At 52.8% G+C, this 15070-nt stretch carries 13 protein-coding genes and 1 tRNA gene; 5 read left to right on the top strand and 9 right to left on the bottom strand.

The annotated features are described in order from the left end of the window. Positions 1-11: 11 nt before the first annotated feature. Positions 12-1601, bottom strand: coding sequence for an alginate export family protein (locus HRU77_03790; GenBank protein ID QOJ19892.1), 1590 nt, complete (start codon positions 1599-1601; stop codon positions 12-14). Between the two features lie 54 nt (positions 1602-1655). On the opposite strand from HRU77_03790, the gene HRU77_03795 reads away from it, so the two are divergent. Beyond that, positions 1656-2438, top strand: a complete 783-nt coding sequence (locus HRU77_03795) for an alpha/beta hydrolase (GenBank protein ID QOJ19893.1) — start codon at positions 1656-1658, stop codon at positions 2436-2438. 26 nt (positions 2439-2464) lie between these two features. Here the strand turns inward: HRU77_03795 and HRU77_03800 are convergent, their stop codons facing one another. From HRU77_03800 to moeB, 7 genes are all read right to left on the bottom strand, one after another. Continuing rightward, the gene (locus HRU77_03800; protein ID QOJ19894.1) at positions 2465-3667 is read right to left on the bottom strand and encodes an MFS transporter; all 1203 of its coding nucleotides are present in this window, start codon (positions 3665-3667) and stop codon (positions 2465-2467) included. A 57-nt stretch (positions 3668-3724) separates the two neighbouring features. Further along, the gene (locus HRU77_03805; protein ID QOJ19895.1) at positions 3725-4927 is read right to left on the bottom strand and encodes an acyl-CoA dehydrogenase family protein; all 1203 of its coding nucleotides are present in this window, start codon (positions 4925-4927) and stop codon (positions 3725-3727) included. Next, complete coding sequence (locus HRU77_03810; protein ID QOJ19896.1) at positions 4927-6609, bottom strand: acyl--CoA ligase; 1683 nt, start codon at positions 6607-6609, stop codon at positions 4927-4929. The genes HRU77_03805 and HRU77_03810 overlap by 1 nt, the downstream gene beginning before the upstream one ends. Further along, on the bottom strand, positions 6606-8489 hold the full coding sequence (locus HRU77_03815; protein QOJ19897.1) for a CoA transferase: 1884 nt from the start codon (positions 8487-8489) through the stop codon (positions 6606-6608). Before HRU77_03815 ends, HRU77_03810 begins: the two co-directional genes overlap by 4 nt. A 39-nt stretch (positions 8490-8528) precedes the next feature. Then, the gene (locus HRU77_03820) at positions 8529-8801 is read right to left on the bottom strand and encodes a MoaD family protein (GenBank protein QOJ19898.1); all 273 of its coding nucleotides are present in this window, start codon (positions 8799-8801) and stop codon (positions 8529-8531) included. A gap of 72 nt (positions 8802-8873) precedes the next feature. After that, the gene (locus HRU77_03825; GenBank protein ID QOJ19899.1) at positions 8874-9317 is read right to left on the bottom strand and encodes a M67 family metallopeptidase; all 444 of its coding nucleotides are present in this window, start codon (positions 9315-9317) and stop codon (positions 8874-8876) included. 62 nt (positions 9318-9379) lie between these two features. Further along, positions 9380-10552: a molybdopterin-synthase adenylyltransferase MoeB gene (gene moeB, locus HRU77_03830; GenBank protein ID QOJ19900.1), complete on the bottom strand. Its 1173-nt coding sequence runs from the start codon at positions 10550-10552 to the stop codon at positions 9380-9382. A gap of 303 nt (positions 10553-10855) precedes the next feature. On the opposite strand from moeB, the gene HRU77_03835 reads away from it, so the two are divergent. Continuing rightward, complete coding sequence (locus tag HRU77_03835; protein QOJ19901.1) at positions 10856-11080, top strand: hypothetical protein; 225 nt, start codon at positions 10856-10858, stop codon at positions 11078-11080. On the opposite strand, the gene HRU77_03840 is transcribed toward HRU77_03835, so the two are convergent. Beyond that, on the bottom strand, positions 11049-11957 hold the full coding sequence (locus HRU77_03840; protein ID QOJ19902.1) for an alpha/beta hydrolase: 909 nt from the start codon (positions 11955-11957) through the stop codon (positions 11049-11051). The two genes, HRU77_03835 and HRU77_03840, sit on opposite strands and share 32 nt — an antisense overlap. Positions 11958-12178: 221 nt before the next feature. Between HRU77_03840 and lpxK the strand changes: the two genes are divergently transcribed. The 3 genes from lpxK to HRU77_03855 all read left to right on the top strand — a co-directional run bounded on the left by lpxK (position 12179) and on the right by HRU77_03855 (position 14980). Beyond that, complete coding sequence (lpxK, locus tag HRU77_03845; protein ID QOJ19903.1) at positions 12179-13198, top strand: tetraacyldisaccharide 4'-kinase; 1020 nt, start codon at positions 12179-12181, stop codon at positions 13196-13198. 410 nt (positions 13199-13608) lie between these two features. Next, positions 13609-14838, top strand: a complete 1230-nt coding sequence (locus HRU77_03850; GenBank protein QOJ19904.1) for an aspartate kinase — start codon at positions 13609-13611, stop codon at positions 14836-14838. Between the two features lie 49 nt (positions 14839-14887). Further along, a tRNA-Ser gene (locus HRU77_03855) sits at positions 14888-14980 on the top strand. The last annotated feature ends 90 nt before the right edge of the window (positions 14981-15070 follow it).

Here is a 15070-nt window from a genome sequence, read left to right on the forward strand (position 1 = left end):
ATCTATCTCTCTCAAAAAACCAGATTAAAATCGATCAAAAAACTGCTGGCGTCGCTTTTGCCCGGAAAAATGCTTTTCATCGCGCTACCGCCGAAGGCATGGCCGAAATAAAGCCGCCAGGTCAAGTGTTTGCTGTAGTGATGCGTGAAGGCGATATCGACCAATTGACCGATATCGCCATGACCGTGAGCGGAATTTCCCGAATAACCGAAGGCGCCCGATTTCAACGCCGCGCCAAGCCCGCCGTAGAGCAGATCGTTGGCATTGGCCAGCGATAACTGATGCAGATTAATGTTGACTTGTGTCTTGGCTGCGGGCGATACGATGATTTCAAGAAACATATCCTGAATGTTCATCTGATTGAAGAATGGAAACTTGGCGTACAAACGCCCGCTCGGCACCGCCGAGAAAAATGTCTGATGGCGGCCGTCGCGCGCATTATCGTCGCCCGAGCTGCGGTAATACACAGCGCGCAACCACGGTTTGAGCGGCAGCTTGTGCCACTGATAGCCGGCTTCCGCACCAATAGACCAGGCTTGGTGCGTTAGATTGGTCCAATCGCCGAACTGATACGCACCCATCAATAAGGCATCGAGACTGCCGGATTCGAATTGTTGCAACGACAACACATGCGCGCCGATGGTATGAATGCTGAGTTTCTCATCATTCAACAGCGGCCGGGCGGATAACGGGCGGTTGTCGATCACCCGCGCATCGCGCTGATCGTCGTAATACAAATAAAACAAACGACCCTCGGTGCCGGGCAGCACGCTGTCTTTTTTACTGGTCAACGCGGCGTACAACATATTGATGTCGCCGATTTCTTTTTGCCCTTGCACGGTGAGATTACCCTGCGTCGGGCGAACGCCGCTGACGGTCAGGTTGTAGCCAGGCTGATCATAGCCCGCCGAGAAACCATCGAAGCTGCGCCCGACATAAATGGCGTTAAACCCGCCGACGAGCCGCTCGGCGATACGCCTTCTTTTGATCGCATCGAATTTCTCCACACCCGAGCTGTATTCCATGCCTTCGATCAGCTCGAAACGGCCGGTTTTTATCGAAGCCCCCGGCAACCCCCATGCGCCGAACTTGAAATTAATGTAGCCCTGTTTCAGAAAAATGTTGCTCGCGTCGGTGGTTTGATTCGCCAGAAAATATGCCGCACCAAGTCCTAACGCGCCGTTCGAAGATGAAACCGCGTCATCGGGGAGTCCATACAAACCGCTGTATTGCGCTTGCGCAAAACCGTCCGCAAAAGCGCTGGAAAGCATTAAACCGAGCCGCGAGCGCAATATCCACAAATCGTAGGTATTGTTAACTGCAGATTCCGGGCGGAAATAATTCCAGGATTCATAACTGCTCAGAAATTCGCCATTGATGCGCAAGTATTGATTGATCTGACCGAGCGGTTTCTCCGCGCTGGCCGCAAAGAGGCTATCCGCGGATAACAATGCCGCCACGATGCAATAAAAAAACAAAACCTTCAGGCCGGCTGCCATAATGCGCGCCATTGCACCGCACGAATCATGACGCTGCCATAGCGCAGCTGTAAACAATGCGCAGTTTGACTGCTGCTGGAAAATCGCTTGCTTTAATAACATAGTCCCGCTTAAATTATTCTCTACACTACTTTTTAATTTCAAAATTCAATACACATGGAATTCATTACTTCCCGCGACGGCGCGCCGATCGCATGCTGGCGGCACGGTAGTGGAACGCCGCTGTTGCTAGTGCACGGCACGAGCGGCGACCACTCCACCTGGACACCGGTGCTTGCCGGACTGCAACAGCACTTCACCGTGTGGACCATGGACCGGCGCGGCCGCGGCCATAGCGGCGATACCGCCCGCTACGCGCTGGAACGGGAAAGCGAGGATATCGCCGCGGTAGTGAATGCCCTCGGCAGCAACGTCCATCTTCTCGGTCATTCGTTTGGCGGCCTTTGTGCGTTGGAAGCTTCGCTTCTGACTACCAACATCAATAAACTCATTTTGTACGAACCCTCGATTTCGCTCGCCGGCAGCGGCTGGTCGGCGGAACTGGAAACACGCCTGCAAACTCTGCTCGACCAAGGCGATCGCGAGGAATCCCTGCTGCTGTTTTTTCGCGATCTGCTGAAAACACCGGATCATGAGCTGGCCGCATTGCGGACCGGATCGAGCTGGCCCATCCGGCTCGCCGCCGCGCACACCATCTTGCGCGAGCTGCAAAGCATCGACCGGTACGCTTTCGCCGCGCAGCGCTTTCAAGCGTTGCAAAACCCGGTGTTGCTGATGGTCGGCGGCAATAGCCACCCGCGCCGCTATGCAACCGCGGAGAAATTGCAGCAGAGTCTGCCCGATAACCGGATCGGCATTCTTCCCGGTCAGCAGCACAGCGCGATGAGAACCGCGCCTGATTTGTTTGTTCAGCATGTCTTGGAATTTCTTACGCAATAACCGGTAATTGAGCCTCACCTTTGTTTCTAGATCGATGCTTGCGCACGGCGCTTACGTGCCGACGCCAGCCGCAGCGTCATGACGCAAGCCAGGCACAATAAACCGATCAGTGCGCTCCAACCGAGCGATGAGCTGCCCGATTGACTGGATAACAAACCGAAGAGCGGCGGACCGAGCGCAAAACCGGAAAAGAAAGCAAACGAAACATAGCTGGATGCCGTCGTCACCAGCCCGAAAGCGGAATCCCTGATCAACATGCTCATCGCAATGGCGTTGGTTGCCACCGCGGACAATCCCATCCCGGCAACTCCGGCCCATAGCCGCCAGTGGCTCTCGGGACCGGCTTGCATCGTCAGTACGATTGCGGCAGCGGCAACGGCAATGAGGGCAAGCAGCAAATACGATTCATCGCTGAGTTTCGCACCCAGCGGCGTCAGGACGATTCGGGACAACATCCCGGTAATGCCGAACAAAGCGATGAGCATATCCGCCTGCGCCAGCGGCATGTCTTGCTGCGTGGCAAAAGTTGGCAAAAATGTGACAAACGCGGAAAGCGCCAAGCCGACGCTGAATTGCACCGCCATCAACCACGACAGCAATGCATTCGGGCGCGCGTAAGTAAGTTGTTTGTTGCTTCTGACATGTTGCCCGGGGGTGACGAACAGCGCCGCAAGACCGAATACCATCGCGGCCGGCGCAATAACACCGAATGCGGTACGCCAACCGTATTGGAATGCGACAGCCGGTAATACCAATCCGGCAAACAACGCGGCCAACTGCACGCCGGATTGCTTCAATCCCACTACCCTGGCCCTCTGCTCAGGCCGGATTTGTTGCGCAATCAGTAAATTAGTTGCCGGATTCGCCAATGCTTGCGCGATACCGCAAATCGCGGTGGCTGCAATCAGACTCCAAAATACTTGCGCCGCCGCAATCAGCGTAAAGGCCGCTGCAATCGCGCCAAACAGCACCAATAAGGCGTTGCGCGCACCGACGTAATCGACGATCGCGCCCGCCCACAGCGATAAAACAGCCGCCAAGCCGAACGAACTCATGACCAGATAACCGATGGCGGTCGGTTCGAAATGCAAATCCTCACTCAGCAACGGCCCCAGTGTGCTGGTGGCATACAAAATGAGCATCGGCAATGTCATGGCGAAAATCAGAACCACTTGCAACAAGCCGTTGGTCATCATCGCGCGCGGTAACCGGCTGGAATCAACTGACATGAGAGAAATCCCGCGGAATGTTTTTCATTGCGCTAAGTGCATTGGGACAGGAAATCATCAATCGAACGAGTACACCGCGTGGTGCTGATAATGACTGATCAGACGCCGCCCGACCGAACTGATCAACGATTCGTCATTGCCGTCCAGAATGCGTGAAGTGCGCGCGATACGATTAATGCCATAAAGTGGCGTCAGGTCACTGAGACCTTCGGCGCCATAAAGCTGCATCGCGCAATCGGAAGCGATGCACAGCGCATGCGAAGCGGCCATTTTGGCGACATTAATCGCGATTTCGTCGGGATTTTGCGCGTCTACGCCGCGCGCTGCGATGCGAATCAGTTCGCGCGCACCGGCAATGGCCTGATAGGTATTAAAGATATGCTGGCGCACCAGTTGTTTCTCCGCCAGGCGGCTGAATTTTCCGCGGCTGGAATGAATGCGCGCGCCCATTAAATCCATGCAGCGCTGCGCCAGACCTATCCAGTTCATGGCGCGCAACAACCGGCCTAGGCCGAGCCGTTTATTCATCAAATCCAGCCCGCCGCCACACGTGCCGATCAGATAATGTTCGGGTACTTGCACCGCGGTCAAGGAAACTTCCCCTTGACCGTACGAGTGCCCCATCATCGTGAGTTGACGCTCGATCTTAAAACCCGGTGTACCGGTCGGCACGATGATCATCGACAGCGCCTGATTAAGCGCGGTTTCTTTACCGGCCGTGCGCGCCAGAACGGTCATGAAAGTGGCGCGGTTGGCATTGGAAATAAACCATTTCCTGCCGTCGATATGCCAGTGGCCGTTGGACAAATACGCCGTGGTGGTGATCAGGCTCGGGATCGAACCGCTATGACCGGGCTCGGTCATGCCGTAACAGGGCAGCGCATCCCCGCTCACCAGCGGTTGCAGAAATTGTTCATGGATCGCTTCGTTGCCGAACTTCAACAGCATGTGCGCGTCAAGCGCGGTGTGGCTGGCAAAAATGGCTTGTGAAAACTCGGTCCGTCCTTCCTGTTCGGCCACCAGCAAATAATCTTCCAGCGAGGCGATTTTACCGCCGTGCGATAACGGATAAAACAAACCGCACAAGCCGGCCTGACGGGCTTTATGCGCCAAACCGGATTGCAGCCGCAGCGATTGCTCCCCTTGCTGCGCCAGCAACAGCTCGTTCGGGATGATCTCCGCATCGACAAAGGTGTTGACTTCACGCGCCAATCGCTTGGCTGTTTCCGTATGGGTTGTTGTGCTGAACGCCGGTAACATCAGTGCGCCCTCTGCGAAAAATCCGCCTTGCTGATCACAGCGGCATTGCTCTTGAACTGCGTATTTTCCAGCTCGGTGATCAGGCGTTTTTTATCGACTTTTCCCGCAGGACTGAGCGGCAGTTGCCTTAAATAACGCAAATACTCGGGCAATTTGTTTTTTTCCAGTCCTTGATCAAGCAAGAAACGGGTAAATTGCGCTAACGACGGCCGTTCGGCGCCTTGGTGCATAACCAGGCACAGGCAAATGCGATGTCCTAAATCTTCATCCGCGACCGGTATGCAAGCCGCGCTGACCACCGCCGGATGCGATGCGGCGATTTCCTCGATCTGCGCCGGACTGATGTTGACGCCACCGCGGATGATGATTTCCTTTTTCCGTCCGGTCAGCACCAGATAGCCTTGATCATCGATAAATCCAAGGTCGCCGGTGTATACCCAGCCGTCCGCGTCGCGGTACAACGCATCCAGCTCGGGGTTATTGACGTACTGCATCGGCGTGATCGGTCCGCGCGCAGCGATTTCTCCGATACGGCCTTGCGCGACTTCGCGTTTCTGATCGTCGACGATTCTGATCGAACAGACATCGGGATTGGGCCGGCCTGTTTTGCGCAGAATCGTCTCCACGCTGTCGTCCAGCATGGTGTGGCAATTCACCCCGTCCGCCGAGCCGTACAAGCTGATAAAACCGCACCGGAACGTTTCGGTGCAACGGCGGATCGATGCTTCATCGATTTTCGCTCCGCCGCTGACGATGGCAATCAAGCTGGAAGTATCGGTAGCGATTAACGCCGGATCCGCCGCGATGCGCTGAAACATGGTCGGCACGCCGAAAATATGCGTCGGTTTGAGTTGTGCCATCGCACGGATAGCGGCGGCGACATCGAATTGCGGCAGCATCAGCACGGTTCCCCCCAGCCAGGACAGAACACCGAATGTCGCGGTCGATCCGAAAGCCGTTCCCAGCGGCATCAGGTAAAGCCCGCGAAAGTCTCTACCCGGCGCATGGATACGCTGCAAAAAGCGTCCGCGCCCGCCTGCCAAGGCATTGTGGGAATACGCAATCCATTTGGGATCAGATTCGGTGCCCGAGGAAATCAGAAACCGTACCGGTGAATCGGGATCGACCGCCGGCAGCCGGTCCAAGGCAACCGGCCGGGATCGCCACAAAGCATCCAGCGTGTGCCAGCCTGCGCGTGCTTCGCCGTCGACCACCAGAATCCGCAGCGACAATAACGAAGGCCTGAGCGACTCGATCAACTCGCACAAATCCTGTTGCACGAATTTAGGTTCGACCATGATGACGCGCGCATCGCAGCGGCGCAGTAACGATTGAATATCCAGGCGGCCGCGGCCGGGAGGGAAAGGCGCAACGACCGCGCCCAGGGCCGCTGCGGCCAAATCGATCGCGCAGTGATACCAGCTATTGGTCAATTGATAGGCGATAACGTCCCCGGCGACAACGCCCAAATCCCGCAAGCTGGCAGCCAGACAGGCGATTTTGTGCTGCAATTCACCATACGTTATCGTGTGATCGAGCGAAACGACTGCCGCTTTGTCCGGATTTTTCCGGGCTTGCTCACAAAACAGGGTGAACAAGGATTTGTTTGGATAGGCTCCGTTCCGTATCCATTGCGCGCGCACCTCAGCAGGTACCAAATCGATAATGCCGGCTTGATTCATTGAAAGCTCCAGGGCGAAGTAACTTTGGTATACGATCCCGGTTGCAAATGCGGCTTCAGGCGGGAATCGCGTTGCAGGATGTTTAGTTTCTCGGCAACCACTGCTGCCGGAACAGCGGCTTGCTGCAAAATCGCCACCCATTCGGTTGCCGTCTTGCTCAGCAAGAGTCCGCCCAGCTGCTGCAAATATTTATGGCGGCTGTCAGCGGGCAGGCCCAATGTCTGCACCAGGCGTTGCAGGGTATCGTTGTCGCAGCATTCAATCGCAATTTTTCCTTGTCCCGTCTCGAAAACTTGATTCAGCAGGCTTTTGGCAGGCACCGTAGCTTCGAAGAACCGATGTCGGTTTTGAAAATCATCGCTGCATAGCAATGTCGCCGCGCTCAATAACGACGAAGTCACTCGCGCTCCGGCGCAGTTCAACTGACGATTGAGCAAAGCGGCGGTAATGCCCTGCGCTGCGATGATGCCGCCCAGCACATCCAGGACGGTAAACAACGTTCCGCCGCGCGTGCCGCAAGCCCGGGAAATTTTTTGCGCAACACCGGAATAGGCTTGCACCATAAAATCCGTTCCCGGCATCGCGGGTGATTGTGCGTACGCGCCTCCGTCATATGCCGACCAACCGGCTGCGTAGGCATACACCAGCGCCGGGTTCACACGGATCAAGTCGTCATAATTCAGATTCAGCTGCGCCGCTTTGTTGGGCGCCCAATTGTGCAGAAACACATCGGCATGCCTTGCCAATTCGGTGATTTCTTCTTGTCCGCCGGGAGATTTGATATCGATTTCGCGGATAATTTTAAGCCGGTTGAGCGCGTCGAATCGCACCGAGCAACCTTCCGATACCGGCGGCATGCCGCGCAGCGGATCGCCGCCCGGCGGTTCGATACGAATAACGTCAGCCCCCAGTAACGCCAGCAAATGCCCGGCTAGCGGGCCTTGAATGCGGCGGCAGGATTCGATCACGGTGAGTCCGCTCAACGGCAGTGAATCGCTGGCCGGTTTTAACGGCCTAGCCGGGTGAGGCGTGGCGAAATCGAATGTCCACGGACCTTTCAACCACTCGGATTTGAAATGTTCGTCATCCACCCGTTCCGCCAGCATACGCACGCGACATATCGACATGCCGGTGTCGGCGCATAATTCTGTAATCTCCAGATAAGTTAATTTAGCAAGCGCGCTGACGAGCTCGGCCGGAATAGGCGCCACGGCCTTGGCGTAACGCAGCAAGAATGCCGTCCAGCCCTTGCCCGCCAAGGCGGCGCCGATACCCAGTTGCATCCAGAACCTTAACCACGGATCCGCGTTCAGTGTTTCGAGTTCAAATACCACACCATCGGCGGACACGAACGGCGGTGCTGTGAAATAACCCGCAACCGGCGGTAAATTTTCCGATGCGGCGGCGACTGTCGCGTCTGCAATATATTGTGAGGTACTGAGCAAAGCCGCTGCCGCCATGGAAATATGGCTATCCGATAGCGCCAGGCCGCGCAACTGGCCGAGGGTTGCGGCGATACCGCCCTGCAATGCCAGCGCCGCTGTAACAGTTGAAACATAGTGCAGTCCGAGCGATTGGATTGTTCCGCCCGAGCGCCCGTGCACCGACATCAAACCGCAAGCCGCTTGGATGATGTTTTCAGATACCGCATCCGGTTGCATGCAATCGCTCCAGCCGGTTATTACACAATTAACCGGCTTGCTATGCGGTGTCTTGAAGGCGAAGGAAAGCCCCTCACCGGCAATTTGATCACCGCTATCCGTAACCTTCAACCCTAATGCGCTGGCTTGGTAAAACAGCGAGAATGCCGTTGCGGCGAAAGGCGCGGCGGCATTCTCGAACGGTCCCGCGATGGTGCAATCGCGCAATGCGTTATTCATGATTATCGTTCGCGTAGGTACAGGTGAAGTCCAATCCGTTTAACCTCCCGCGACCGCTGGCAGAATCGTCAAAACATCGCCGTCGCGCAAGCTGGTTGCCAAGCCATCCTGAAAGCGGATGTCGTTGTCGTTGACATAAATGTTGATGAAACGGTGAGCGTTGCCGCCAGTCACGAGTTTTTCCTTGATCCCCGGATATTGCTGTTCCATATGATCGATGATCTCGGAAACTTGGCTGCCCTCCAGGCTGATGTGTTTCTGCTGATTCGTGAGCGGTCTTAATATGGTTGGGATAACGACTGTAATAGGCATACGAGCTGAACCTTCCTGGAAAATTATGGTTGCGGTAAAAAATCAGAGGGGCTTTCTAAAAACAACCAAGCGTCAAGCCACCATTTGCAATTCGAGTTCGGGTTGATATTGCTGGACGATTCGCACCCTTTCCTCAATAACCATCTGATCGACGATGCGGAAGCTGCGGATTTCTTCGTTGTACAAGTGGTAGGTCGGAATAATGACGTAATGCGCTTGCGGTTCGGTGGCCAGTTCAACGTCGCTGCGGCTTGGGTATGCTTGGCTGTTGGTATGCGAGTGATAAATGACGACCGGTTCTTCGCGCCGCGCGCTCATCTCTTTCCAGACTTGCAGCTGCTGCTGCGGATCGAACATAAAAAAATTCTCCTCTTGCGCGGCATTGCGCATCGGAATCAAACGCAACGGCAAATTGGATCCCGCAGGGCCCGCAATAATGCCGCAGGTTTCAATGGGGTGATCATTGAGTGCTTGCGTGATCATGGCACTAACCAGCTTGGAATGGATTGTCAGCATAATTCCTGTCTCCTGAAAATTTAAAATCTATCGATTGTTACCAGTCATTACTGGTCCGGAACCTAGTAAGTCGGCAGCGATTGATCGACTTCCTTGATCCACGCGAGAATCCCGCCGTCCAGGCTTTTGACGTTGGTGAAGCCGTGTTTTTGCATCTCAATCAACACATCGCGCGAGCGCATCCCCATTTTGCAATGCAGCACAATGAAATCCTCTTTGTTCATTGCTGCCAGAACTTCTTCCGACATCATTTGGTTTTTCGGAATATGCTTGGCGCCCTCGATGTGCACGATGTTCCACTCTTCGATGCCGCGCACATCGATAAGCTGCACATCCGCGCCGTTTTCTTTGATTTCCTTCAGTTCGCGCGCGCTGATCACCGGTACCGCATTTGCAGGCGCGGCTGCCGGGCGATTCGGACTGCAAAATTGTTGATAATCGATCAATCCGTTGATCAAAGTCCTGCTTGGCGCGCGGCGCAGAGGAATGAAGCGGTAGCTCATATCCAGCGCATCGTAAACGGCCAGCCGCCCGAGCATGGTTTCGCCGATGCCGGTGATGAGTTTGATCGCCTCGGTCGCCATCATCGCGCCGATGGATGCGCACAGAATTCCCAGCACGCCGCCTTCGGCGCATGACGGTGCCATTTCCGCCGGCGGCGGTTCGGGATACAAATCGCGGTAATTCAGCCCCTTGCCGCCGGGTGCATTTTCCCAGAACACGGAAACCTGCCCTTCGAAGCGGAAAATGGAGCCCCATACGTAAGGTTTTCCCGCCAGCACGCAGGCATCGTTGACCAGATAGCGCGTCGCGAAATTGTCGGTGCCGTCGACAATTAAGTCGTACGTCGAAATAATGCCGGGCGCATTGGCAACTTCAAGCCGTTCGCGATGCAGGCGGACTTTGATGTACGGATTCAGTTCATTGATCGCATCGCGCGCGCTTTCCGGTTTTGGCCTGCCGATATCGGATTGGCCATGAATGATTTGGCGCTGCAGATTGGATTCGTCGACCACATCGAAATCGATGATGCCCAGCGTGCCGACGCCGGCCGCAGCTAGATACAGCAGCACCGGAGACCCCAAACCGCCGGCGCCGATCACCAGAACTTTGCTGCTTTTGAGCCGGCGTTGACCTTCCAAACCGACTTCAGGTATCAGTAAATGACGGCTGTAGCGTGAGATTTCATCTTTACTCAATTCTTCCACGGGATTAACTAACGGTGGTAAACGCATGCAAACTCCCTGTTCTCATTTGGTGTTGGTTTATTCCGATTGATCGTATGGCTGATTCACTCTCCCGGTACTCAACCCGAAAAGCCGGCGCCTTACAGTTGCACGCCAATCGCTCCGGAATCATTCACAGCAATCGGTTTTCGCGGAATTTAAAGTAAACCTATGCCGTTGGGAATGTGACAAAACGCCGCGCGGCAATTTGCCGCAGGCTTGATTCGCTCACGCCCGGACGTAATTCATGCGCAGTGGAAACGGAATTTATTTTTAGTAAATAGAAGCTTATTACTCGCTGAGAATAAGCTTATGAATAGTGAGAAGAGGGAGAAGAGGGAGAAGAGGGAGAAGAGGGAGAAGAGGGAGAAGAGGGAGAAAGTACCGGACTATAAACCGCGGGTTCGTAAAACATGCGGCAAAAAACTTAAGAAAGCCGTGAAAAACTTCTATGTGCAGTCATGCTGCGTGGAAATTTGGTTCGAAATGCTCGCAAGCCGCGTGCTCAAGACAAATTGTTGCGCTCACCCAAGATAAAATCGCGCACAATTTTTATTTGATGGTCATCCATTAACATAGGCGCATGGCCGATGCCAGGCAATTCGACGACTTGGGCTTTTGCGCCGCGCAATTGCATTTGCGTAGCCGTTTCCGCTGACAAAATATCCGATTCCGTGCCGCGCAGAACCAAAGTCGGCACTTTCAACTGATCCCACTGCGCCCACAAATCGATATCGGTGATTTCATGCTCTTGGAAGCTGACGGCAATCCTCGGGTCGTAGCGGAAACCGTAAGTACCGTCGGGATATTCCCGGGCGGTATGAATTGCCATGTGATGCCATTGCGCTTCCGACAACGGGCCGAATGATATGGAAATCGCTTTCATATACTGCTTGAATTCTTCAAAACTGCCGAAACGCGGATCTTTGCCGACATAATCGGCGATTCTGCGCAACGCCACGGCTGGAATGAGCGGGCCGATATCGCTCAAAACCAGTTTATTGATCGCTACCGGCTGATTGGGTTGTATCGCCAGGATCATACCGATCAATCCCCCCATGGAAATACCGACCCAATCCAAGGTGATTTTTTTTTCGTATTGCGATTGGATATGTGCCACCAGCGATATCGCATCGGACAGATATAACGGGTAATAGTCGTAATCGTGCGCGTGCTCGAGCCAATCGCTTTGACCGCGCCCGACGACATCGACGCAAATCACCCGGCAATCCGCTTGTAGCGTTTGCGCCAGATAATCAAAATCGCGGCAATTACGCGTCAAGCCGTGAACACAGACCACGACATGCGGATTTTGCGGATCCCCCCAATCGGTATAAGCGATTTGATGCGGCTTTTTAGGCTCGCCGTCTCCCGACAGCGTGGGAACAAGCAATCGATTTACAGGTATTTTCATGATTCTTCTTGCTCTTTTTCAATTATGCGTGCAGCCGTGGCGCGATGAATACGGAAGATTAAATAAATTGAGAATATTGAGATTATGCCGGATACTCGCACAAATCATAAGGAGCGAATATGAATCAGGCATAAATTTCATTTCCTCCGGCAGCCTCTGGATAGCAATTGTAATCGCATGTACTATTTCCACCCTATCGAAATTCCGCACAAAAGCAAAATATGAAACTGTCAGAGCTTTATTGGCATCGCATTACCCCGCTGCACATTCTGTTGTGGCCGTTGAGCGTTTTGTATCGCTTTTTCACTTTATTAAAAAAATTATGTTACTGGCTGGATATTTTTCCTTCGATCAAACTGCCGGTGCCTCTGATCGTTGTCGACAGTGTCAGTATCAGCGACGGAGGCAAAACTCCGCTGCTGCTCTGGCTGGTCGATTTGTTACTGACGCAAGGTTTTCGCCCCGGAATCATCACACGCGGTCATGCGGAAAATTCCGGACCGCCGGTAGCGGTGACTCTGAGCGGCGGCAAGGATCAAGTTAGCGACAGCAGAGCAATTTTGCTGGCGCATTCATGCGGAGAATCATGCCCCGTCTGGATTGGAAACGACAGAGCCGCCGTTGCTCAAGCGCTTCTGACTGCGCATCCTGACTGCAATATCATCATCTGCAATGACGGTCTGCAATATTTCCGCCTGGAACGTGATATCGAACTCATTGTGGTCGATTGTAGCGAGCAAAGCTTCGGTAATGGACTACTGCTACCTGCCGGTCCTTTGCGCGCAGCTCTGAGCGATTTATCAGAAAACCGCATTATCGTAACGAGTAACACGCAGAATCATTATGTTAATCCAAGCAAATTAGGCAAAACTTATAATATGAAGTTGATCAACGAAACGGCCTATAATCTGCTTCATCCGGAAACGCATAAAACCGTTTCCGATTTTAGAAATAAGCCGATCCATATCGTTACCGATTCCGATAATGCCCAATGGCTCTTTGATCTTATGCAAAAAATTGGCCTTGATGCCGAACTGCACTCGTATGCGGAAAATCATCGCTTCGTGCAGAAAGAAATTGATTTTGCCGAAACTGCCATCGTCCTCATGCCAGAAGAAAATGCGCTACAGTGTAGAGCGTTCGCGCACAGCAGGCTCTGGGCTATACCGAACAAAGCTTGGATCAATAGCGAATTGCAAGCGATTTTATTAAACAGACTGAAAAATAACCCGGCGATGTAAAATCACGCATCGCACCGGAAAATACTGATTAATCTTGACAAAATGTCATTTTCATTTACAATGCGCGCTCGTTGAAATGAGCTGAATCAATCAGTAAATTTCAGTGCTATCAACTCGTGAGGCGGGTTCTCCTTTGCAATCCAGCTAACAAGCCTGAATCATAGTTGAGCGTGTTTTAGCTATTCCATTTATCTTTCCGGAATCCTTAACATTCTGGAAGGATTATCAAAAAATCAATCCACACTCAGAAATCGTAAAAATTCTTGTGAATGAGAGTAGTCATGCAAGCACGCAACTAGAAATGGGAGGCAGTTTACGATTTTCTGAAACGGCTTAATCTGGTTTTCTATAAACGAAGTGTGTAGAATTACGCGGTTTTCCAATTCTGAAATTTAGCGGGTCATTAATTCGTGGCTTTTTACGTACAAAAATATGGCGGCACATCGGTTGGCAGCACTGAGCGGATAAAAAACGTTGCACGCCGGGTAGCGAAATTTCATTCGCAAGGACATCAGATTGTCGTTGTCGTTTCAGCTATGAGTGGCGAAACGAACCGATTGATTGCTCTGGCTCACGAGGTTCAAGAGAACCCCAATCCTCGCGAATTGGATGTCATGATTTCGACCGGCGAACAAGTATCCATCGCACTATTGGCGATGGCCTTGATGGAATTAAATGTCAAAGCAAAAAGCTATACCGGGCCGCAAGTTAGAATTCTGACTGACAGCACGCATACCAAAGCCCGTATCCTCAGTATAGACGAAGCGAAAATCCGTGCAGATCTGGATGCCGGTTATGTCGTTGTTGTCGCCGGATTTCAAGGCGCCGACGAAAAGGGAAACATCACAACGCTCGGCCGCGGCGGATCGGATACTACGGGTGTTGCATTGGCAGCAGCCCTAAAAGCGGATGAATGTCAGATCTATACGGATGTGGATGGAATTTATACTACGGATCCTCGCGTTGTCGCCGAAGCCAGAAGGTTAAACACAATTACCTTTGAGGAAATGCTGGAGATGGCCAGCTTGGGCTCAAAGGTATTGCAATTGCGGTCGGTGGAATTTGCCGGGAAATACAAAGTTAAGCTGAGAGTCTTATCGAGCTTTGAAGAAGAAGGTCAAGGCACCTTAATTACTTTTGAGGAAGATGAAAATATGGAACAAGCCGTTATTTCCGGTATCGCATTCAACCGTGATGAAGCGAAAATTACCGTGCTGGGTGTTCCCGATCATCCTGGTATTGCCTATCAAATCCTTGGCCCAGTAGCCGATGCCAATATCGATGTGGATATGATCATTCAGAATGTAGGACACGACGGCTTAACAGATTTTTCATTTACCGTTCATCGCAATGAATTCAAAAATACGATGAACATTCTGAAAGAGAAGATCCAACCCCACATTGGCGCACGCGATGTGCTTGGAGGTGATAGAATCGCAAAAGTATCGGTTGTGGGTGTCGGCATGCGCTCGCACGCAGGCATCGCCAGTAAAATGTTCCGCGTATTGGCCGAAGAAGGTATTAACATCCAAATGATTGCCACCTCCGAAATCAAGGTGTCGGTTGTCGTCGATGAAAAATATATGGAATTAGCGGTCAGAGTGCTTCATAAAGCGTTTGACCTTGAGCAAGCACTCTAAAAAAGATAGCATCAACTTTCAATAAAACAGTCATATTGCAGTAATTTACGGAGAGATGGCCGAGTGGTCGAAGGCGCTCCCCTGCTAAGGGAGTATAGGCTCAAAAAGCTTATCGAGGGTTCGAATCCCTCTCTCTCCGCCAATCAATAGTCCAAAGAAATCCAAAACAGTACAAATAATACAATAAATCAATAGATTCACTTAGAAGTTTGTCCAAAGGAAGCTCGCGGAA

It is taken from the genome of Gammaproteobacteria bacterium (assembly GCA_015709615.1).
Lineage (GTDB): Bacteria > Pseudomonadota > Gammaproteobacteria > Burkholderiales > Nitrosomonadaceae > Nitrosomonas.

What these genes read in the sequence shown, in the direction of transcription:
- HRU77_03790 (QOJ19892.1), bottom strand. Translation starts at nt 1,601, where the DNA reads ATGTTATTAAAGCAAGCGATTTTCCAGCAGCAGTCAAACTGCGCATTG.
- HRU77_03795 (QOJ19893.1), top strand. Translation starts at nt 1,656, where the DNA reads ATGGAATTCATTACTTCCCGCGACGGCGCGCCGATCGCATGCTGGCGG.
- HRU77_03800 (QOJ19894.1), bottom strand. Translation starts at nt 3,667, where the DNA reads ATGTCAGTTGATTCCAGCCGGTTACCGCGCGCGATGATGACCAACGGC.
- HRU77_03805 (QOJ19895.1), bottom strand. Translation starts at nt 4,927, where the DNA reads ATGTTACCGGCGTTCAGCACAACAACCCATACGGAAACAGCCAAGCGA.
- HRU77_03810 (QOJ19896.1), bottom strand. Translation starts at nt 6,609, where the DNA reads ATGAATCAAGCCGGCATTATCGATTTGGTACCTGCTGAGGTGCGCGCG.
- HRU77_03815 (QOJ19897.1), bottom strand. Translation starts at nt 8,489, where the DNA reads ATGAATAACGCATTGCGCGATTGCACCATCGCGGGACCGTTCGAGAAT.
- HRU77_03820 (QOJ19898.1), bottom strand. Translation starts at nt 8,801, where the DNA reads ATGCCTATTACAGTCGTTATCCCAACCATATTAAGACCGCTCACGAAT.
- HRU77_03825 (QOJ19899.1), bottom strand. Translation starts at nt 9,317, where the DNA reads ATGCTGACAATCCATTCCAAGCTGGTTAGTGCCATGATCACGCAAGCA.
- moeB (QOJ19900.1), bottom strand. Translation starts at nt 10,552, where the DNA reads ATGCGTTTACCACCGTTAGTTAATCCCGTGGAAGAATTGAGTAAAGAT.
- HRU77_03835 (QOJ19901.1), top strand. Translation starts at nt 10,856, where the DNA reads ATGAATAGTGAGAAGAGGGAGAAGAGGGAGAAGAGGGAGAAGAGGGAG.
- HRU77_03840 (QOJ19902.1), bottom strand. Translation starts at nt 11,957, where the DNA reads ATGAAAATACCTGTAAATCGATTGCTTGTTCCCACGCTGTCGGGAGAC.
- lpxK (QOJ19903.1), top strand. Translation starts at nt 12,179, where the DNA reads ATGAAACTGTCAGAGCTTTATTGGCATCGCATTACCCCGCTGCACATT.